General features: G+C 66.2%; 18 protein-coding genes. 11 read left to right on the top strand and 7 right to left on the bottom strand.

Annotation, left to right across the window (positions count from 1 at the left end; translation table 11 throughout):
* On the top strand, positions 1 to 893 hold an 893-nt coding region (locus ACXJL8_RS09365), incomplete at its 5' end, for a LysR family transcriptional regulator (RefSeq protein ID WP_456684917.1).
* 201 nt (positions 894 to 1,094) lie between these two features.
* Here the strand turns inward: ACXJL8_RS09365 and ACXJL8_RS09360 are convergent.
* A complete protein-coding gene (locus ACXJL8_RS09360) occupies positions 1,095 to 1,715 on the bottom strand; it encodes a glutathione S-transferase family protein (protein ID WP_456620474.1) in 621 nt (206 codons plus the stop codon).
* 128 nt (positions 1,716 to 1,843) lie between these two features.
* Between ACXJL8_RS09360 and ACXJL8_RS09355 the strand changes: the two genes are divergently transcribed.
* Positions 1,844 to 3,124, top strand: coding sequence for a flavin-dependent oxidoreductase (locus tag ACXJL8_RS09355; protein WP_456620473.1), 1,281 nt, complete (start codon positions 1,844 to 1,846; stop codon positions 3,122 to 3,124).
* A 189-nt stretch (positions 3,125 to 3,313) separates the two neighbouring features.
* Here ACXJL8_RS09355 and ACXJL8_RS09350 read toward each other — a convergent pair whose 3' ends face one another.
* Positions 3,314 to 3,733, bottom strand: coding sequence for a PaaI family thioesterase (locus ACXJL8_RS09350; protein WP_456620472.1), 420 nt, complete (start codon positions 3,731 to 3,733; stop codon positions 3,314 to 3,316).
* Between the two features lie 67 nt (positions 3,734 to 3,800).
* Complete coding sequence (gene mutY / locus ACXJL8_RS09345) at positions 3,801 to 4,919, bottom strand: A/G-specific adenine glycosylase (RefSeq protein WP_456620471.1); 1,119 nt, start codon at positions 4,917 to 4,919, stop codon at positions 3,801 to 3,803.
* Positions 4,920 to 5,029: 110 nt separating this feature from the next.
* Here mutY and ACXJL8_RS09340 point away from each other — a divergent pair, with 110 nt between their 5' ends.
* From ACXJL8_RS09340 to ACXJL8_RS09300, 9 genes are all read left to right on the top strand, one after another.
* Complete coding sequence (locus ACXJL8_RS09340) at positions 5,030 to 5,524, top strand: DUF721 domain-containing protein (protein ID WP_456620470.1); 495 nt, start codon at positions 5,030 to 5,032, stop codon at positions 5,522 to 5,524.
* 136 nt (positions 5,525 to 5,660) lie between these two features.
* Positions 5,661 to 6,317, top strand: a complete 657-nt coding sequence (locus ACXJL8_RS09335; protein ID WP_456620469.1) for a DsbA family protein — start codon at positions 5,661 to 5,663, stop codon at positions 6,315 to 6,317.
* Positions 6,318 to 6,534: 217 nt separating this feature from the next.
* Positions 6,535 to 9,999 (top strand): chromosome segregation protein SMC, encoded by a 3,465-nt coding sequence (smc, locus tag ACXJL8_RS09330; protein WP_456684916.1) that lies wholly within the window; start codon positions 6,535 to 6,537, stop codon positions 9,997 to 9,999.
* Between the two features lie 112 nt (positions 10,000 to 10,111).
* Positions 10,112 to 11,089, top strand: coding sequence for a small ribosomal subunit Rsm22 family protein (locus tag ACXJL8_RS09325; RefSeq protein ID WP_456620467.1), 978 nt, complete (start codon positions 10,112 to 10,114; stop codon positions 11,087 to 11,089).
* A 135-nt stretch (positions 11,090 to 11,224) separates the two neighbouring features.
* Positions 11,225 to 11,785: a LemA family protein gene (locus tag ACXJL8_RS09320; protein WP_014497379.1), complete on the top strand. Its 561-nt coding sequence runs from the start codon at positions 11,225 to 11,227 to the stop codon at positions 11,783 to 11,785.
* A 146-nt stretch (positions 11,786 to 11,931) separates the two neighbouring features.
* Complete coding sequence (locus tag ACXJL8_RS09315) at positions 11,932 to 13,134, top strand: M48 family metallopeptidase (protein WP_456620466.1); 1,203 nt, start codon at positions 11,932 to 11,934, stop codon at positions 13,132 to 13,134.
* A 197-nt stretch (positions 13,135 to 13,331) separates the two neighbouring features.
* A complete protein-coding gene (locus tag ACXJL8_RS09310; protein ID WP_456684915.1) occupies positions 13,332 to 14,084 on the top strand; it encodes a hypothetical protein in 753 nt (250 codons plus the stop codon).
* A 60-nt stretch (positions 14,085 to 14,144) separates the two neighbouring features.
* A complete protein-coding gene (locus ACXJL8_RS09305) occupies positions 14,145 to 14,813 on the top strand; it encodes a hypothetical protein (RefSeq protein ID WP_456620464.1) in 669 nt (222 codons plus the stop codon).
* A gap of 92 nt (positions 14,814 to 14,905) precedes the next feature.
* Positions 14,906 to 15,238, top strand: a complete 333-nt coding sequence (locus ACXJL8_RS09300; RefSeq protein WP_456620463.1) for a GIY-YIG nuclease family protein — start codon at positions 14,906 to 14,908, stop codon at positions 15,236 to 15,238.
* 22 nt (positions 15,239 to 15,260) lie between these two features.
* Here the strand turns inward: ACXJL8_RS09300 and ACXJL8_RS09295 are convergent, their stop codons facing one another.
* The 4 genes from ACXJL8_RS09295 to fbcH form a co-directional block, all read right to left on the bottom strand.
* Positions 15,261 to 15,800, bottom strand: coding sequence for an adenine phosphoribosyltransferase (locus ACXJL8_RS09295; RefSeq protein ID WP_298878702.1), 540 nt, complete (start codon positions 15,798 to 15,800; stop codon positions 15,261 to 15,263).
* 114 nt (positions 15,801 to 15,914) lie between these two features.
* Positions 15,915 to 18,080, bottom strand: coding sequence for an anthranilate synthase component I (locus tag ACXJL8_RS09290; protein ID WP_456684914.1), 2,166 nt, complete (start codon positions 18,078 to 18,080; stop codon positions 15,915 to 15,917).
* 478 nt (positions 18,081 to 18,558) lie between these two features.
* On the bottom strand, positions 18,559 to 19,233 hold the full coding sequence (locus tag ACXJL8_RS09285) for a dienelactone hydrolase family protein (RefSeq protein WP_456620461.1): 675 nt from the start codon (positions 19,231 to 19,233) through the stop codon (positions 18,559 to 18,561).
* Between the two features lie 144 nt (positions 19,234 to 19,377).
* Positions 19,378 to 21,271: cytochrome b/c1 (fbcH, locus tag ACXJL8_RS09280; RefSeq protein WP_456684913.1), on the bottom strand; the 1,894-nt coding region annotated here is incomplete at its 5' end.

Genomic DNA, 21,271 nt, shown 5'->3' with positions numbered 1-21,271 from the left:
ATCTATTGACCGCGCTCGACGCCCTGCTGCGCGAGGCCAATGTCAGCCGCGCCGCCATGCGGATCGGCCTGTCGCAGCCGGCCGCGAGCCACGCGCTGCAGCGCCTGCGCGACATCTTTGGCGATCCGCTGCTGGTCCGCACCGGCGCGCGGATGGAGCTGACGCCACGGGCGCTGGCGCTGCGCGCGCCGCTGGCGCAGGCGCTCGACCAGGTGCGCGGGCTGTTCGTGCCCGACGACTTCGACGCCGCGCGCAGCGAGCGGCAATTCCGCCTGATGATGCCGGACCTCGCGGTCGAGCTTCTGATGCCGCCTCTGATGGAGAAGGTGACGCGCCTTGCGCCCAACGTCCGCATCGACGTCGTGCCGTGGCGGGGGCCGGCGATCTTCCACGCCGAGTTCGCCCGCACCATCGATCTCGTGATCTCGATCGGCAACGCCTTCAAGGGCTTTCACCGTCAGTTGCTCTACACCGACAGCGACGCGCTGGCGGTGCGGCGCGGCCATCCGATGGCCACGAAGCTGAAGCGGCGCGAGGCCTTCCTGGCCGCACGCCATGTTGGCGTGATCATCCGCGGCCAGCCCGAGGATCTGATCGACACCTGGCTGCGCAGCAAGGGTATCGAGCGGCACATCGCGCTGGTGGTGTCAGGCTATCTCGAGGCGCTGCACGTCGCCGCCCGCACCGACCTCGTCGCCTTCGTGCCGCGGCGGCTGATCGCGGCGCTGTCGAAGCAGTTGGGCCTCGTCACGGTGACGCCGCCGCTCGATCCCGGGATCGACGAGCAGTTCATGTTCTATCCAACGCGGGCGCAGATGGATCCGGGATCGATCTGGCTGCGGCGGCTGATGCTGGAGACGGGACGGGAGCTGGAGAAGCGGAAGGCTTCGTAGCTTCGTAGGGTGGGTTAGCCCTGCAGATGCGCAAAGCGCATCTGCTCGGCGTAACCCACCAACTTCGTCCCGCATTTAAGGAGGCATGGTGGGTTACGCCTTCGGCTAACCCACCCTACGCTCCTGGGTAAAACGCGGCTCCAAAACACTCGGTGTCGTCCCGGCGAAGGCCGGGACGACAGGGGAATGCGTGGCCGCGCCTTACGCCTTCTGCGCGTCCATCACCATGCGCACGGCGGGGCGGTCGGACATGCGCTTGAAGTGGTCGGCGATCTTCGGCGTGGCGTTGATGTCGACGCTGTCGCCTTCGAGCCAGTGCGAGAGCGTGTGGAGATAGGGATCGCAGATCGTGAACTGGTCGCCCATCACCCACGGCCCCTTGAACATCCTCTGCTCGATCAGGGCGAAGCAGGCGCCCATGGTCTTCGGGACCATCGCCTTCATGTCCGCGAACGAGCTCTCCTGCGTCGCCCAGCGCGCACCGCGCATCTTGTGGGCATGGTTGATGTGCACGGTCGAGCAGAGATAGGAGTTGAACGACTGCACCTGGGCGAAGTCGAAGGGATCGTCGAGCGGCGCGAGCTTCGCCTTCGGGAAGGTCTGTGCGATGTAGGCCAGCATCGCCGGCGTCTCGGTGAGGACGCCACGATCGGTCACCAGGGCCGGCACGCGGCCCTTCGGGTTGATCGCGAGATAGTCCGGGCTGTTCTGCTGGTTGTCCTTGAAGCTCAGCCGTTCGGCTGTGTAGTCGGCGCCGGCCTCCTCCAGGGTCATGTAGGTGGCGAGCGCGCAGGTGCCGGTGGCGTAGTAGAGCTTGAGCATGTCGGACCTCATGGGAAAATTGAAAACTAACGGCTGCGGGCCGCGAGGTCCATAGCACGAAATCCTCTTCGCAGTTGCCCACATCCGCCCGCCTGTGCCAAGACGCCCGCAATCGGAGGGGTTTTGTCATGACGGTACTCATCGCCGGTGGCGGCATCGGCGGGCTCACGCTTGCGCTCAGCCTGCACGGGATCGGCGTTCCCGTAAAAGTGTTCGAGAGCGTCGCGGAACTGAAACCGCTCGGCGTCGGCATCAACGTGCTGCCGCATGCGGTGCGCGAGCTGATCGAGCTCGGGCTGATGGACAGACTGGACACCAGCGGCGTGCGCACGCAAGAGCTCGCCTATTTCTCCAAGCACGGCAAGCCGATCTGGAGCGAGCCGCGTGGGCTGGAAGCCGGCTACAAATGGCCGCAATTCTCGATCCATCGCGGCACCCTCCAGCAGCTCCTGTTCGATACCGCGATCGAGCGGCTCGGCCGCGACAACATCCTGACCAGCCATCATCTGACCGGCTGGAGCGAGACGGACAACGGCGTGCGCGCCGACTTCATCGACAAGGCCACCGGCAAGGCCGCGGGGACTTATGACGGCGCGATCCTGATCGCCGCCGACGGCATCCATTCCGCCGTGCGAGAAAAGCTCTATCCGCAGGAGGGGCCGCCGATCTGGAACGGCCGCATCCTCTGGCGCGGCGTCACGCCGTCAAAATCCTTCCTCACCGGCCGCACCATGATCATGGCCGGCCACGAGATCCTGAAATTCGTCTGCTATCCGATCTCCAAGGCGCCGGATGCGGCGGGCAACCACCTCATCAACTGGGTCGCCGAACGTCACATGCCGCCGACCTATCAGTGGCGCCGCGAGGACTATAACCGCACCGCGCGGCTCGAGGAGTTCCTGCCCTGGTTCGAGAGCTGGCAGTTCGACTGGCTCGACGTGCCCGGCCTGATCAAGAACTGCCCGCACGCCTACGAATACCCGCTGGTCGACCGTGATCCGGTATCGCAATGGACCTTCGGCCGCGTCACGCTGATGGGCGACGCCGCGCATCCGATGTACCCGATCGGCTCGAACGGCGCCTCGCAGGCGATCCTCGATGCCCGCGTCATCACCCGCGAGATCCTTGCGCACGGTCCCACCAATGCGGCGCTGCTCGCCTATGAGGCCGAGCGGAGGCCGGCGACCACCGACCTCGTCCTGCTCAACCGCAAGAACGGTCCCGAGCAGGTGATGCAGCTCGTCGAGGAGCGCGCGCCCGACGGCTACGACGTCGTCACCGACGTGCTGTCGCAAAAGGAGCTGGAAGACGTCGCCGCGAACTACAAGCGCGTCGCCGGCTTCCAGGTCGAGACGCTGAATGCCAAGCCGCCGATCGTGAGCGGGGATGTGAAGCGGGTGGGGACGTGAACGCTAGCTGACAATCGAGCCGCAGGCTCCTCTTCACCTCGCCCCGCTTGCGGGGAGAGGTCGGATCGCCCTTGCGATCCGGGTGAGGGGGTACAGGTCTCTCGACGATCTTTCTCGCGGAGAGAGGCTCCTCACCCCACCCCCTCCCCGCGAAGAGCGGGGCGAGGGAGCGAGAGACAGGTGCTCACCTCACCGCACCACCCTCGCCGCCTCCAGCAACCGCTCGCTCGCCGTTGCGGTGGCGAGCACGGTGCCGTCCTCGGTCATCAGCTTGGCTTCGACGAATGCAATCGTCTTGCCGAGCTGCGTCACCGTCGCCTCAGCGATGATCGGGCCGGGCTTTGCGGGGCTCAGGAAGTTTACCGTCATGCTGATGGTGGTGGTGTAGAGCCGGCCCTCGCTCATCACCAGCACAGCAGGCCCCATCGTGTCGTCGAGCATGGCCGAGAGCATGCCGCCCTGGATGAAGCCCGCCGGGTTGCAGAACTCGGGCTTGCCCTCGAAGCCGAGCCTGATCCAGCCCTCCTCCGGACGAGCATCAAGCAGCCGCCACCCCAACAGCTCGGCGCAGGGAGGCCTGGGAAAATTGTCGAGCGCGGTCTTGACCATCGGGAGCCTCCGTTTCGCGTCGCTGTTAGCGCAGCGCTGCTGCCAGCATGGTGTCAGGAGCATGGTGTCAGGAGGATGCGACCGGCTGGCGCCCCAGTCCATGCGCGATCACCTTGCGCATGACGTTGGGCAGCGCTTCGTCGGCAAGGGTGGCGACCGGCACCCAGCGCATCCCCTCGGGCGGGCGCGTACGGGCTTCGGCCTTGGCCGTGTACACCACCAGCTCCAGCGGAAAATGCGTGAAGACGTGGTTGACGACGCCAAGCCTGCGCTGCCAGCGCGACAGCCCCTTCAGTTCCGGCGCCTGCCGCTTCGCTGTCGTGTCGTCCTGGCCGGCGAGCCAGTCCGAGCCCGGCACCTCGGTCATGCCGCCGAGCAGGCCTTTTTCGGGCCGGGTGCGGACGAGCAGCTCGTCGCCGCGTGTGACGACGAAGGCGGCGCCGCGGCGCAACGTCCCGCTCTTCTTCGGCGCCTTGCGCGGAAAGGTTTCCTGCGTCCCCTCCGCACGTGCCGCGCAATCATCGTTGAGCGGACAGACGGCGCAGGCCGGCTTCTTCGGCGTGCAGATCGAGGAGCCCAGATCCATCAGCGCCTGCGCGCTGTCGCCGGCGCGAGAGTCGGCGAGCAGCGTCGCCGCCAATTGCTGGATCAGCGGCTTGGCCTGCGGCAACTCCTCCTCGACCACGAACAGGCGCGACACCACGCGCTCGATGTTGCCGTCGACCGGCATGGTGCGGCGATCGAACGCGATCGCGGCGATCGCTGCCGCCGTGTAGGGCCCGATGCCCGGCAGTGCGCGCAGCCCCTCCTCCGTGTCGGGAAACACGCCGCCATGGTCGCGCGTCACCGCAACCGCGCAGGCGTAGAGGTTGCGCGCACGGGAGTAGTAGCCGAGCCCGGCCCACATCCGCAGCACGTCATCGAGCGAGGCCCGCCCGAGCGCCGTGACATCCGGCCAGCGCGCGATGAACTTTTCGAAATAGGGCCCGACCGCCTTCACCGTGGTCTGCTGGAGCATGATCTCCGACAGCCAGACGCGGTAAGCGTCAGAGGTCTCGCCGGGCATCGCGCGCCAGGGCAGCCTGCGGCGATGGCGGTCGTACCAGGCGAGCAGCGCCAGCGGACGCGCCGGCGTTACCGGCTGCACTGGTTCCGACTTGGCCTTGAGGGCGGATCTGGGGCTCATGCGGCCACTGTAACGGCGTTACGCCGATCTCTCCACGTCATGCCCGCGCTCGTCGCGGGCATCCACGCCTTTCTTCGCCGCGAGATGGCCCCGAAGTGCTATAAAGGCTCATGTCCAAGCTTCGCCCCATCAAGCCCGGCCCCATCAGCGCAAAGCCGCTTTCGCTCCTGCTCAACGACGTCTTCGCCGAGGCCTATGCCAAGCAGGGCTTCGCCGCGCGCGAGCTGGTGACGCGGTGGGCGCAGATTGCCGGGCCCGAGATCGCGGCCCATGCCGAGCCGCTGAAGATGCAATGGCCGCGGCCGGTCGAGGGCCAGCCGCAGGAGCCGGCGACGCTGGTGCTGCGGGTCGAGGGGCCGATGGCACTGGAGATCCAGCACTCCGCCCACGTGATCCTGGAACGGGTCAACCGCTTCTTCGGCTGGAGCGCGGTCGGCAAGCTGGCCTTCCGCCAGGCCCCGCTGTCGCGGGCGCGGCGCCCGGTGCGGCCCGGCCCGCCGGACCCGAAGACGGTCGCCAAGGTGGCGGAGAGCCTGGGCGACATCGAAGATGAACAATTGAAGACGGCGCTGGCGCGCCTCGGGGCCGCAATCAAGCGAAATTGAGCCATATTCCGCCGCGAAACTGGACCCGTCCTTGCCGCTCGCCATTGCCTCAAGCGACGTTTCAAGCTAGCGACAGGCCGCCCGGGGAACCTTGATCCGAACCTTGGGCGAGACCACGCCAATCCGGGAGCCGACCTTGATCATCACCCGCCGCGCCTTCGCCACGATGCTGTCGCTGACCGGATTTGCCGCGCTCGCCGGGCTCTCGCCGCTCCGGTTCATCAACGGAGCCATGGCGCAGGCGGCCGCCGATGTGGCCAAGCCGGTGTCGCTGCCCGACATGGCGCTGGGGCCCAAGGATGCCGCCGTCACCATTACCGAATACGCCTCGATGACCTGCCCGCACTGCGCGGCCTTCAACGAGCAGGTGTTCCCGAAGATCAAGTCGGAATACATCGACACCGGCAAGGTGCGTTACATCTTCCGCGAGTTCCCGCTGGACATCAAAGCCGCCGCCGGCTCKATGCTGTCGCGCTGCATCGCCAATGGCGACGCGCCGAAATATTTTGCCGTCACCGACATGCTGTTCCGCCAGCAGAACGACTGGGTGCTGAAGAACACCACCGAGACGTTGACCCGGATCGGCAAGCAGGCCGGCCTTACCCAGCAGCAGGTCGAGGCCTGCCTGAAGGATCAGGCGCTGCTCGACAAGATCGCCGCCGACCAGAAATATGCCAGCGACGTCTTGAAGGTCGATTCCACGCCGACCTTCTTCATCAACGGCGAGAAGATCAAGGGCGAGACCTCGTTCGAGGAATTCGCGAAGAAGATCAATCCGCTGCTGAAGAGCTGATTCGCACGCCTCGATCCTGATTCGCGCATCCAAAGCCGTATCTTTCCCGTCATAAATCCCTTGGGAAAAGCGGCTTTCGCCGGTTGCCCTCGCGGCACACCACGGCCATTGTCCAGCCGCATGAGCCGCCTCGGGCGACTCACCCAGACAGTGACATTGCCTTCCATGGTATTGTCCCGGCAGGGGGATTCGCGCCTGCCAACAGAGATGCGTGCTTATGAAAATCACCCGCCTGCGCCTTCACGGCTTCAAGTCCTTCGTTGAGCCCACGGACTTCGTCATCGAGCCCGGCCTGACCGGCGTGGTCGGACCGAACGGCTGCGGCAAGTCGAATCTCGTCGAAGCGCTGCGCTGGGCGATGGGCGAGACCAGCTACAAATCGCTGCGCGCCGCCGACATGGACGCGGTGATCTTCGCCGGCTCCGGCAACCGTCCGGCGCGCAACCACGCCGAAGTGACGATGACGATCGACAATGCCGATCGCACCGCGCCGGCGGCGATGAACGACAGCCAGCTGCTGGAAATCTCCCGCCGCATCGAGCGCGAGGCGGGCTCGGTCTATCGCATCAACGGCCGCGACGTGCGCGCCCGCGACGTGCAGATCCTGTTCGCCGATGCCGCCACCGGCGCGCGCTCGCCGGCCCTGGTCCACCAGGGCAAGATCGGCGAAATCATCCAGGCCAAGCCCGAGCAGCGCCGCCGCGTGCTGGAAGRCGCCGCCGGCGTTGCCGGCCTGCACGCCCGCCGTCACGAAGCCGAGCTGCGGCTCAGGGCGGCCGAGACCAACCTCACCCGCGTCGAGGACGTGATCGGCCAGCTCTCCGGCCAGGTCGAAGGCCTGAAGAAGCAGGCCCGCCAGGCCGTGCGCTATCGCGAGGTCGCCGCCAAGGTGCGCAAGGCCGAGGCGACGCTGTTCCATCTGCGCTGGATCGGCGCCCATGCCGACGTCAACGAGTCCGGCCAGACGCACGATCTCGCTGTGCGCGAGATGGCCGAGCGCACCCAGCATCAGGCCGAAGCCGCCCGCATCCAGGCCATCCGCGCCGCCGAAATGCCGGCGCTGCGCGATGCGGAAGCGCGCGCCGCGGCCGGGCTTCAGCGCCTGACCAATGCCCGCGAACTGCTCGACCGCGAGGAAGAGCGCGCCAAGGAACGCGTCGCCGAGTTGGAGCGCCGGCTGACGCAGTTCGAAGGCGACATCGCCCGCGCCCAGCAGCAGACCATGGACGCCGACGTCGCACTCGAACGGCTCGACACCGAGGATGCCGAGCTGAAGGAAGAGATCAAGTCGCGCGTCGAGAAGCGCTCCGGCGTCGACGAGCGCGTGGCCGAGGCCGAGGCGACGCTCACCGAAACCGAGCAGCAATTCTCCGAGCTCACCACGCAGCTTGCCGACCTCACCGCCAAGCGCAACCAGCTCGAAGCCAATGTCCGCACCCACCGCGACAAGCTCGCCCGGCTCGACCAGGAGATCGCGAATGTCGCCGCGGAAGAGCAAAGGCTCGCGGAAGAGACCGGCGGCTTCGGCGATCTCGACGAGCTGACCGCAACGGTCGAGACCGCGGAACAGACGCTCGCGGCTTCGGAAGCCGCAGCCCAGGCGAGCGAGGCGGCCCATGTCGCCGCGCGCCAAACGCTGGAATCCTCGCGCTCGCCGCTGAACGAAGCCGACAAGCGCGTGCAGCGGCTCGAGACCGAAGCGCGCACGATCTCCAAGATCGTCAACGGCGAGACCAAGAATCTGTGGCCGCCGATCATCGACGGCATCACGGTCGACAAGGGTTTTGAGAAGGCGATCGGCGCCGCGCTCGGCGACGATCTCGATGCGCCGGTCGACCCGTCGGCGCCGATGCGCTGGACCAATGCCGGCGTCACCGAGGGCGATCCGGCCCTGCCCGAGGGCGTCGTCCCGCTCGCCAACCACGTGCAGGCGCCGGCCGAGCTGGCGCGCCGCCTGGCGCAGATCGGCGTGGTGCCGCGCGAGCGCGGCGCTGAACTCGTGTCGCAGCTCAAGACCGGCCAGCGGCTGGTCTCGCCCGAAGGCGACGTCTGGCGCTGGGACGGCTTCGTCGCGGCAGCTCACGCGCCGACCGGCGCGGCGCGACGCCTTGCCGAACGCGCCCGCCTCGTCGACATCGAGAACGAGCTGGAGCAGGCCCGCATCGACGCGCAGATCAAGCGTCAGGCGCTGGAGAATGCCGAGTCCGAATTGCAGATGGCGGCAAGCACCGAAGGCGCCAGCCGCGAAGCCTGGCGCGCTGCGCAGCGCGAGCTGAACGTCGCGCGCGAGCGCCATGCCACGGCCGAGCGCGAGATCAGCCGCCACGCCGCGCGCAAGGCGACGCTGTCGGAAGCCCACAGCCGCCTCGCCGCCGACCGCGCCGAGGCCGAGGCCGCGCACGAATACGCCGCCGCCGCGATCTCCGAACTGCCGTCGAGCGAGGACACCGAGACCCGTCTCGCCGCGGTCCGCAGCGACATCGAAGGCCATCGCCGCATGGCCGCACAGGTCCGCGCCGAGGCGCAGGCGCTGGCGCGCGAGGCCGAACTCGCCGACCGCCGCGTGCAGGCGATCCTCGCCGAGCGCACCGAGTGGCAGAACCGCAAGGGCAGCGCGGCCTCCCATATCGACACCATCCAGGCCCGCATCACCGAGGTTTCGATCGAACGCAGCGACCTCGAAAACGCGCCCGCCGTATTCGCCGAGAAGCGCAGCGCGCTGATCACCGAGATCGAATACGCCGAGAACGACCGCCGCGTCGCGGCCGACGCGCTTGCGGCCGCGGAAACCGCGATGGCGGAGACCGATCGCGCCGCAAAGCTGACCCTCGAAGCGCTGTCGAGCGCCCGGGAGGCGACTGCGCGCGCCGAAGAACGCATGGAAGGCGCGCGGCGCCGGCTCGAGGACATCGAGCGCGAGATCCGCGACATGCTGGAGGTCGAGCCGCAGGCGGTCGCCGGCCTCGCCGAGATCGAGCCCGGCGCCGAGCTGCCGCCGCTGCACGACATCGAGGAAGACCTCGAAAAGATGCGCCGCGACCGCGAGCGCCTGGGTGCGGTGAACCTGCGCGCCGAGGAAGAGCTGCGCGAGGTCGAGACCCAGCATACCGGCCTCACCACCGAGCGCGACGACCTGGTCGAAGCCATCAAGCGGCTGCGCCAGGGCATCCAGAGCCTCAACAAGGAAGCCCGCGAGCGGCTCTTGACCTCGTTCGAGGTCGTCAACAACCACTTCAAGCGTCTGTTCGTCGAGCTGTTCGGCGGCGGCGAGGCGGCGCTGCACCTGATCGAGAGCGACGATCCGCTGGAAGCCGGTCTCGAGATCATCGCCAAGCCGCCGGGCAAGAAGCCGCAGACGCTATCGCTGCTCTCGGGCGGCGAGCAGGCGCTGACCGCGATGGCGCTGATCTTCGCGGTGTTCCTCACCAACCCCTCGCCGATCTGCGTGCTGGACGAAGTCGACGCGCCGCTCGACGACCACAACGTCGAACGGTACTGCAATCTGCTGCACGAGATGACCGCCTCGACCGACACGCGCTTCGTCATCATCACGCACAACCCGATCACGATGGCGCGGATGAACCGCTTGTTCGGCGTCACCATGGCCGAGCGCGGCGTCTCGCAGCTGGTGTCGGTGAGCCTGCAAGAAGCCGTGGACATTCTCGACCAGAACGTGGCGTGATATCTCTGGCGTCATTCCGGGGCTCGCGAAGCGAGAACCCGGAATCTCGCGCTACGATCTCTAGATCCCGGGTTCGCGACTTCGTCGCGCCCCGGGATGACGGTGAGCGAAGATGATCTCACCCACCCTCCCCGCCGAACTGAAAGCCGCCCTCGACGCCAAGCTCCAGGGCTTTTCGCGCAGCGACGCGGCGCAGCGCTCACAGAAGATCTCGAACACCTATCGCGCCGGCGGCGGCTCCGGCACGATCAAATCCGAGGCCGATGCGCTCGCCTACGCGCTGGCGCGGATGCCGGCGACCTATGCGGCGGTGGCTGCCAGCCTGAATGCGCTGACCGAGATCGCGCCGGACTTCGCACCAGAAACGCTGCTCGACGTCGGCGCGGGCCCGGGCACCGCGAGCTGGGCCGCTGCGGAGGCGTTTCCGTCGCTGCAATCCTTCACCCTGCTCGATGCCAACGCGACGCTGAGCCGGCTGGCGCTCGAGCTCGCGCAGGACAGCACGCGGCTGGCGGATTGCCGCTATCTGCCGGGCGACGCCGGCACGAACCTCACTGAAGTCCCGCAAGCCGATCTCGTCGTGGCGAGCTACGTCATCGGCGAACTGGGCGAGCGCGAGCAGCGTGCGCTGACGGAGGCGATGTGGGCGAAAGCACGTCACGCGCTGGTCGTGATCGAGCCCGGCACGCCGGCCGGCTATGCCCGCATTCTCGCGCTGCGCCAGCAGCTGATCGCGACAGGTGCTTGCGTCGCCGCGCCCTGCCCGCACGAAAAGCCCTGCCCGCTCGCAGCACCCGACTGGTGCCATTTCTCGCAACGCCTGCCGCGCTCGCAGGCGCACCGCCAGATCAAGGGCGCCGAGGTGCCGTTCGAGGATGAACGCTTCATCTACGTCGCCCTGACCCGCAGGCCGCCGGCGGCGCGTGCCGCGCGCGTGCTGGCGCCGCCCGATGTCGGCAAGGCCGAGATCACGGCAAAGCTCTGCACCGAGCAAAGCGTCGAACTCGCCAAGATCCCCCGCCGCGACAAGACCGCCTACGCAAGCGCCCGCCGCTGGCGCTGGGGCGATGCCGTCATTGCCGAAAGTTAACCTCGTTCCCGGCTTTTGCCTTGAACTCGGATGGCTTCCCGTTCGACCAAATCCTACCTTGCGTCCGCGCCGGCCCCTCCCCCCGGCCCCATTTTGGTTTACGCTGCCCGCCTCAATCCCCTTCAGGAGTTCTCCATGTCGACCGGCTGGATCGTTCTCGGCGTCATTGTCGTCCTCGTGTTCTTGGCCTTCAGCGCCTACAACCGGCTGGTGGCATTGGGCCAGCGGGTCGGCCAGGCCTTTGCCGACATCGACGTGCAGCTCAAGCAGCGCCACGATCTGATCCCGAACCTGGTCGAGACCGTGAAGGGTTACGCCTCGCATGAGCGCGGCACGCTCGACGACGTCATCAAGGCGCGCAACTCGGCTATGTCGGCGCAGGGACCGGCGCAGGTGTCCGCCGCCGAGAACCAGCTCTCCGGCGCGCTCGGCCGGCTGATCGCGCTGTCGGAGGCCTATCCGGACCTCAAGGCCAATGCCAATTTCCAGCAGCTCGCCAGCGAGCTCTCCGACCTCGAGAACAAGATCGCGGCCAGCCGCCGCTTCTTCAACAACGCGGTCCAGGAATACAACACCGGCATCCAGCAGATGCCCGCCGCGCTGTTCGCCGGCATGTTCGGCTTCACCAAAAAGGACTTCTTCGATCTCGGCGCCAGCCGCACCGAGGTCGAGGCGACGCCACAGGTGAAGTTCTGATTGCCGCGTGACCGGCTTCTCACCATCGTCATTCCGGGACGCGTCAAAGACGCGAACCCGGAATCTCGACCGAGACACTAACTCCGAGAGTTCGGGTTCAGGCCTCCGGCCTGCCCCGGAATGACAGGGGTTAAACGGAAGCAGCCATGGCCGCGTATGGTCTCTACACGCACATCGCCTCGAACAAGTTTCGTTCGATGCTGCTGCTCGCGGGCCTGTTCCTGCTGATCTACGTGCTGGTCTATGCGGGTGCGCTGATCGCCGAAGTTCTCATCGACAGCAACCAGACTGTCGCCTTCTACCTGTCGCGCGCCTTCTCCGACCTGCTCAAAGCCGCACCGTTCGCAACGATCGCGGCGGCCGCCTGGGTCGTGATCGCCTACTTCTTCCACCAGTCGATGATCGACGCCGTGACCGGCGGCCACGACGTCACCCGGCAGGAAGAGCCGCGGCTCTACAATCTGCTCGAAAATCTCTGCATCTCGCGCGGCATCACCATGCCGAAGCTGAAGATCATGGAGAGCCCGGCGCTGAACGCATTCGCGACCGGCCTCAATCCGCGGCAATATTCGGTCACCGTCACCACGGGTCTCCTCAACGCGCTGAACGACAAGGAGATCGAGGCGGTGCTGGGCCACGAGCTGACCCACATCAAGAACGGCGACGTGCAGCTCATGGTGGTCGCCGTCATCATCGCCGGCGTGGTCGGCTTCTTCGGCGAATTGTTCTTCCGCCTGTTCACGAATTTCAGCTGGAGTTCCGGCGGCTCGTGGTCGTCGGGCTCCTCCTCGTCGTCGCGGTCGTCCTCGTCATCGAGCGACAGCAAGAGCTCCGGCGGCGGCGCGGTGGTGGTCGTCATCATCGCGATCGTGCTGATCGTGGTGGCCTGGCTGATGTCGCAGGTGGTGAAGCTCGCGCTGTCGCGTTCGCGCGAGTATCTGGCCGATGCCGGCTCGGTCGAACTGACCAAGGACCCCGATGCCATGATCTCGGCGCTGCGCAAGATCGAGAACCGCGGCGAGCTGCCGGGTGCGACCTCGGCGGTGATGGAGCTCTGCGTCGACAATCCCCGCGAGGGCTTTGCCGATCTGTTCGCGACCCACCCGTCGGTGCAGTCCCGGGTCGACGCGCTGGTCAAGTTTGCCGGCGGCCATGATCCCGGCCCGCTGCCGCCCGCCGAGGAGACGGAAGAACCCGAGGCACAGGCCGACCAGCAGGTTGCTCCCCCGCGGCTGCCACAGGGACCGTGGAACGATGCAGGCGGCTCGGCCAGTCCACCGCCAGTGCCCGCGCCAAGCCCCTCCGGAGCCGCAGCCGGGAATCCTGTGGGTCCTTGGGGTCGCCACTAGGCGGATGATCTGCCGCCTCTCGCGACCGGTTTCGCGGCGACAGGGAAAAACCCCGGGAATTGCCGCAGCCGCGCGTCAAGGAATTGAATTCTCCCTTGTTTCTGCCATGTTCGCGCCCAACAGCAGACTTGGGACATCGATTTGGGGCCCGGGCCGATCGCAACCTGCGATCGGAGGGCGCGCGTTAGGGGACAGCAATGGCAAAGCCGGCAGTGGTTGTGGTGGGCGCGGACAAGGGCGGGGTCGGCAAGACCACGGTATCGCGCACCCTGCTCGATTATTTTTCCGCCAACAACGTACCGACGCGCGCGTTCGACACGGAGTCGCCGCGCGGAACTCTCAAGCGCTTCCATCCCGAAATCACCGAGATCGTCGACATGACGACGACGTCGGACCAGATGAAGATCTTCGACACCCTCAACGCCACAAGCCCGTCCGTCACCGTGATCGACGTCCGCGCCGGCCTGCTCTCGCCGGCGCTCGCCTCGCTCCGCGATATCGGCTTCCTCGACGCCGCCAAGGCCGGGCAGATCACCTTCGCCGTGTTCCACATCCTCGGCCCCTCGATCGCCTCACTCGACGAGATCGCCGAGACCGCGGGCTTCATGACCGGCGCGAAATATTTCCTGGTGAAGAACTTCATCAACGACACCCAGTTCTTCCAGTGGRACCAGGCGACCTATAATTCCTACTTCCACCGCATCAAGGACGCGACCGAGCTGACCATCCCCAAGCTCAACGAAATGGCCTATGAGCAGGTCGAGGTGTCCTCCGTCCCGTTCCTGAAATTCGTCGCCAACAAGGGCATCAACGACGAGGCCGCCAACTACTCCTTCGTGCTGCGCGGCTATGTCCGGCATTGGCTCGCGAACGTCTGGAGCGAGTTCGACCGGATCCGGCTGACCGACATCGTCGGCTCGAAGCCCGCCTCCCGTAACAGCGAAAAATAATTGCGCAAGCCGGGCGGATGCGGCTGGATTTGGCGGTGAATCCGCGCAGATATAGCTTTGATGCCCGCGACGCCCCTCTACATCATCTGCTCGCCCCGCCCGCAGGTCGGCAAGACGCTGCTGGCGCGGCTTTTGAGCGAATTTCTGCTGCTCAAGAACGGTGACGTCGCGGCGTTCGACGTCAACCTGAAGGAACCGTCGCTGCTCGACTTCCTGCCGAAGGTCACCGAAACGGCGGATGTGATCGATACCTACGGCAAGATGCAGCTGATGGACCGCGTCATCGTCGACGACGGCCTCGGCAAGGTGATCGACCTCGGCTTCCACGCCTTCGACGAGTTCTTCAAGATGACCGACGAGATCGGCCTCTTGAAGGAGGCGGCGCGCCGTCATGTCGCGCCGATGATCCTGTTCGTCGCCGACACCGATCGCGCCTCGGCCCGCGCCCATGAGATGCTGCGCGCCCAAATCCCGCGGATCAACCTGATCACGGTCGACAATGAGTTCATTCTCCGCGGCGAGTTGCCGCCTGCGATGGCCGGCGGCCGGCTGTTCCGCCTGCCAGCGCTGCCCGGCTTCCTCAAGACCTATATCGACCGGCTGAACTTCTCCTTCACTGGCTACCTGCGCCAGGAGAAAGACTCCTCCACCGAGCTGCACCAGTGGATCCGGCGCAACTACCTCGCCTTCCGCGAGCTCGAGCTCAGCCTGATCCTGCAACGGTCCTAGGCGATAATTTTACCCGGATAATATTGACTGTAGGCTAAGCTGGGCTTATTGAGGCGGGCATCGGTATCCCTCCCAGCAAGGTCCCCCCCCCCGTGAGCATCGACCGAAAAGCCGCCATCGCCGCCTACAAGGAGCGGAAGACCATTGCGGGCATTTACGTCATTCGATGCGCGGCCTCGGGCGAGGCCTGGGTCGGCCAGGCCCCGAACCTCGACACAATCCAGAACCGCATCTGGTTTTCGCTGCGCCAGGGCAACCACACCTGCCGCAGCCTTCAGGCGGCGTGGAACGCGCATGGCGAGGCAAGCCTGACGTTCGGCGAATGCGAGCGGCTGGAGGATGAAGAGACCGACTACGTCCGGAATGCGCTGCTGAAGGAGCGCTGGCTGCACTGGCGGGCCGAACTGAAGGCCGAGGCGATCTGACGATCGCCGCGGCGGCGAACGCTCAGTGCCCCTCGAACGTCATCAGCGTGCGCACCGGCACGTCCATGGCGCGCAGCTTGGCGGCGCCGCCGAGCTCGGGCAGGTCGATGATGAAGCAGGCGGCGACGACATTGGCGCCGATCTGGCGCAGCAGCTTCACCGCGCCCTCCGCCGTGCCGCCGGTGGCGATGAGGTCGTCGACCAGGATCACGCGCTCACCGGGCTGGATCGCGTCGACATGCATCTCCATCTCGTCGATGCCGTATTCCAGCGAATAGGCGATGCGCACGGTGGTGTGCGGCAGCTTGCCTTTCTTCCGGATCGGCACGAAGCCGGCTGAGACCTGATGCGCCACCGCGCCGCCGATGATGAAGCCGCGCGCCTCCATGCCGGCGACCTTGTCGATCTTGTTGCCGGCCCAGGGATTGACGAGCTCGTCGACCGCACGGCGGAACGCGCGCGCGTCTGCGAGCAGCGTGGTGATGTCGCGGAACATGATCCCCGGCTTGGGATAGTCGGGGATGGTGCGGACGCTCGCCTTCAGATCGTGGTCAAAGGTCATTTGTATCCCATATTAGCTGTCATTCCGGGCGGCTCGAAGAGCCGAACCCGGAATCTCGAGATTCCGGGTTCGATGCTACGCATCGCCCCGGAATGACGAGCATGAAACATGCACTCAATTCGCCCCAGCATCCAGCCTGAATGCGTTCTCGACAATCCGCAAACCCACCTCGCCGCCGAGCGACATCAGCGATTCCGGATGGAATTGCACGCCGGCGACGGGCAGGGTCTTGTGCTCGAGCGCCATGGCGACGCCATCCTCGGTGCTGGCGGTGACGTTCAACACCTCCGGCATGCTGTCGCGCTCGACATAGAGCGAATGATAGCGGCCGATCACGATCTCGTTCGGCAGGTTGCGCATCAGCCGCCCGCCCCGAACCTGAACCCGCGAGGGCCGGCCATGGGCGGGATGGGTGAGCTGCCCGAGCGCGCCGCCAAAATACTCGCCGATCGCCTGCACGCCGAGGCAGACGCCGAACACCGGCAGCTTGTTCTCCAGCGCCGCATCAATGGTCTTCTTGATCCCGAAATCCTCAGGCCGCCCGGGACCGGGCGACAGCACGAGCAGGTCCCAGCGCTTCTGCTTGAGCATGTCGAGCGCGTGCACGTAGCGGACCACGGTGACGCTGGCGCCGACCTGGCGGAAATAGTCGGCCAGCATATGGACGAAGCTGTCGTCGTGATCGATCAGCAGCACCCGCTTGCCGCTTCCGGTGGCATCGGGCGCAAACGCCGACAGCGGCTTCGGCGGATCGCCGCGCAGCGCCTGGAACAGCGCCGCGGCCTTGACCTGGCATTCGCGGTCCTCGGCGGCGGGATCGGAATCGAACAGGCAGGTGGCGCCGACGCGGACCTCGGCGAGGCCATCCTTCATGCGGATGGTGCGGATGGTGAGGCCGGTGTTGATGCTGCCGTCGAAATTCACCGCGCCGATCGCGCCGGCATACCAGCGCCGCGGCGAGCGTTCGTGATCCTCGACGAACTGCATCGCCCAGAGCTTTGGCGCGCCGGTCACCGTCACGGCCCAGGCATGGGTGAGAAACGCGTCGAGCGCGTCGAAGCCGGGACGCAGCATGCCCTCGACATGGTCGACGGTGTGGAACAGTTTTGAGTAGGTCTCGATCTGCCGCCGCGCCAGCACCTTGATGGTGCCGGGGACACAGACCCGCGCCTTGTCGTTGCGGTCGACGTCGGTGCACATGTTGAGCTCGAACTCGTCCTTCTCCGAATTCAGGAGCTGGCGGATCTGCTCGGCGTCGCCGATCGCATCGGTGCCGCGGGCGATGGTGCCGGAGATCGGGCAGGTCTCGACCCGGCGTCCGTCGGAGCGCACGAACATTTCCGGCGAAGCCGAGACGAGAAACTCGCCGTCGCCGAGATTCATCAGCGCGCCATAGGGCGACGGGTTGATGACGCAGAGCCGCTGGAACACTTCGGCGGGCGAGCGATCACAGGGTTCGGCGAACAGCTGTCCGGGCACGGCCTCGAACAGATCGCCGCGCGCGAAGGCCGCGCGCGCAGTCTCGACCGTGGCCTGATATTCGCCAGGCGCGTRATCGGCAAAGCCCTGGCGCGGCGTCTTCTGGTACGGGCTCTCGGCCGTCTCGCGCGGCAGGCCCTCGGTGGATTTGCCCTTCCAGGCGAAATCGTAACTCAGCACCACGCCGCGGCCGGTGGCGCGGTCGTAGGCCAGCAGGCGATCGGGGACATAGAGCACGATGTCGCGCTGGTCGCTCTCGCGCACCCGCTTCTGCACGAGGTCCTCGATCTGGAAGACGAGATCGTAGGCGAAGGCGCCGAACAGGCCGAGCAGCCCGTCGTCGTTGGCGGAGAAGGCGGCGACGAGATCGCGCACCAGCGACATCACGCTGGCGCGCCGCGTGCGCTGGTCCTCCTCGACCGGAGCCGCGCCACGGATGATATGGCCGGCGAGGCGCGAAGCTGTTGTCTCGGAGATCACCACGCAGGGTTCGCGGAGCACCTCAGTGAGGAAGGCGATCAGCACCTGCCCGCGCTCGTTGAGCGCCTCGAGCTTGAAATTGACGCCAACGGTCTCGAGCTTGAGCGGCGGGTCGGAGAAGCCGAGGTCAAAACTCTCGTAGCGGCCGGGCACGGTCGTGCCCGACGACAGCACCACGCCGCGGCGGCGGTCGAGCAGGCTGACGAGATCGTCGAGCCGGTTGGCGCCGCCGGTGAACTGCTCCGCGACGCGCGTGATCGCAAGACCTGCGCGGGTCACATAGTCGCTTCTGGCCGGGAGGGCAAAGACGGTCCTGTTCATGGGGTCCTCTTACGAAACTTGCCGAGGGAACGCCACACAGGACAAACGATCAGGCCGCCGCACTGCGTTGGCGACCTTCGACGATTTTGGGAAAAGAAATCGCACCGGCCACCTCTTAGGAGGTGCGCCACCAAAGACGGGCTGGGCGGACGGCGGTGCTCATGGGCGGATACTCACCATGGCCGGGGAGCGGCGTCAAGGGTGGCCTAGGTGCCGTAGCCCGGATGGAGCGCAGCGCAATCCGGGGTTCGTGCCACGACGAGACAGCCCCGGATTACGCTGCGCTCCATCCGGGCTACAACTACTGACGGCGTCAATCTCAGCTGTCGTCCCGGCGAAGGCCGGGACCCATAGCCACAAAATTGAACTTGGCGAAGACTCGGAGTGACAGCAGGTCCTAACCACAAAATCCTGTGGTTGTGGGTCCCGGCCTTCGCCGGGACGACACCGATTTTGTGGCGCGGCTGGCGCACCACACCTACCCCAAATGCTTCTTGAAAAACTCCGTCGCCCTTCCCCAGGCGAGCTCGGCGGCTTCGCGGTCGTGCACCGACTGGCGCTGCTCGTTGACGAAGGCGTGCTCGGCGTCATAGCGGAACAGCTCCAGCGACTTGCCGGCGGCCTTCATGCCGTTTTCGAAGGCGCCGACTAGCTCCGGCGTGCACCAATCGTCCTTGTTGGCGAAATGGGCCTGGAGCGGGATCTTGACGTCGGCGGGCTTGGCCGCCTGCTCCGGCGGGATGCCGTAGAACACGACGCCGGCCGCAAGCTCCGGAATCCTGGTCGCGCCGATGATGGTCACCGCGCCGCCGAGGCAGAAGCCGGTCAGGCCGACCTTGGCGCCGTTGCGCGACAGATATTGCGTGGCGCCGCGCACGGTCTGCGTGGTGGCGTCCATGAAGTCGAGCGAGTTCATCTCTTTGCCGGCGGCGTCGGTGTCGTGATACGGCACCACCTTGCCCTTGTAGAGATCCGGCGCCAGCGCATCGAAACCGGCCAGCGCAAAGCGGTCGCAGAGGCCCTTGATCTGGTCCGACAGTCCCCACCATTCCTGGATCACGACCACGCCCGGCGCATTGCCGCGCGCGGCATTGGCGAGATAGCCCGAGGCGTCCTTGCCGTCCGGGCGCTTGAAGGTGATGACGGTTCCCATGGTGTCCTCCGACGAGTTTCTGGGGAGCGGTTGGAGGTATTTTGGCGGTTGGGAGCGAGATAGGCAATCGCGCCAAACAACACACGCTCGTGTCCAACAAAAAAGCCCCCTCGCGGGGGCTTTTTCAATCTCGTCTCGCGTCGCTCAGTGCGAGCCGGCCCAGACCTTCTTCTTCGTGAAATACATCAGGCCCGCGAAGATGATCAGGAACACGAACACCTGGAAGCCGAGGCGCTTGCGCGCTTCCATGTGCGGTTCGGCGGTCCACATCAGGAACGTGGTGACGTCCTTGGAATATTGCGCGACCGTGGTCGGCGAGCCATCGTCAAAGGTCACCTGGCCGTCGCTGAGCGGCTTCGGCATCTTGATGGCGTGGCCCGGGAAGTACTTGTTGTAGTAGGAGCCCTCCGGGATGGTCACGCCTTCCGGCACCTTCTCCTCAAAGCCCTGGAGCACCGCCGCGACGTAGTCCGGGCCCTGCTCCTGGTACTGGCTGAAGAAGTCGACGATGAACAGCGGGAAGCCGCGGCCATAGGAACGCGCCTTGGTGATCAGCGACAAATCGGGCGGCGCCGCGCCGCCATTCGCCGCGCGCGCAGCCTGCTCGTTCGGGAAGGGCGAGGGGAAATAATCCGCCGGCCGGCCCGGACGCTCGAACATGTCGCCCGCATCGTTCGGGCCGTCCTTGATCTTGTAGTCGGAGGCGAAGGCTGCCACCTGCGCCGTTGAATAGCCGGGGCCGCCGGGATCTCCAAGATTGCGGAAGGCGATGTAGGACAGGCCGTGGCAGCTGGCGCAGACTTCCTTATAGACCTTCAGGCCACGCTGGAGCGCGCCGCGGTCATACTTGCCGAAAGGGCCGGCGAAGGACCATTTGTTGCCCGGCGGCCTGTCGCTGCCTTCGGAGGCGCGCGCGTCCTGGAGGCTGCCAAGGAACAGCGCGCCGGCGGCGACGAGCATGATCGCGACGGAGGCTACCGCCTTGCCGCCCTTGGCCAGGATCGATTCCGAGATCGAATTCGGCACCGGCCGCGGCGTCTCGATGCGCGAGAGCAGCGGCAGCACGATCAGGAAATAGGCGAAGTAGCAGACCGTCAGGACGCGGCCGGYGATCACGTAGATGCCTTCCGGCGGCTGCGCGCCGAGATAGCCGAGCAGGATGCAGACCGCGACGAAGATCCAGAAGAACTGCTTGGCCAGCGGACGGTACTTCGACGACCTGGTCTTGGCAGCATCGAGCCAGGGCAGGAAGCACAGGATGATGATCGCCGAGAACATCCCGATCACGCCCGCGAGCTTGTTCGGGATCGAGCGCAGGATCGCGTAGAACGGCAGGTAATACCATTCCGGCACGATGTGCGGCGGCGTCACGCCCGGGTTCGCCGGAATGTAGTTGTCGGCGTCGCCGAGATAGTTCGGCATGTAGAAGATGAACCAGGCGTAGAGCAGCAGGAAGCAGGACACGCCGAACATGTCCTTGATGGTCGCGTGCGGCGTGAACGGCACCGTGTCCTTTTCCGTCTTCGGCTCGACGCCGTCGGGATTGTTCTGGCCGGCGACGTGCAGTGCCCAGACGTGGAGCACGACGACGCCCGCGATCAGGAACGGCAGCAGATAGTGCAGCGAGAAGAAGCGGTTCAGCGTCGGGTTGCCGACCGAATAGCCGCCCCACAAGAGCGTCACGATGCTCTCGCCGACATAGGGAATGGCGGAGAACAGATTGGTGATGACGGTGGCGCCCCAGAAGCTCATCTGGCCCCACGGCAGCACGTAGCCCATGAAGCCGGTCGCCATCATCAGGAGGTAGATGATGACGCCGAGGATCCACAGCACCTCGCGCGGCTCCTTGTAGGAGCCGTAATACAGGCCGCGCAGCATGTGGACGTAGACCGCGAAGAAGAACATCGACGCGCCGCAGGCATGCATGTTGCGCAGCAGCCAGCCGTAATTGACGTCACGAACGATCAGCTCGACCGACTTGAAGGCGAGGTCGGCATGCGGCGTGTAGTGCATCGCCAGGATCACGCCGGTCAGGATC

It is taken from the genome of Bradyrhizobium sp. P5_C11_2 (assembly GCF_054049755.1).
Note: the sequence above shows the minus strand (reverse complement) of the source record. Positions and strands in the feature narration are given on the sequence as shown.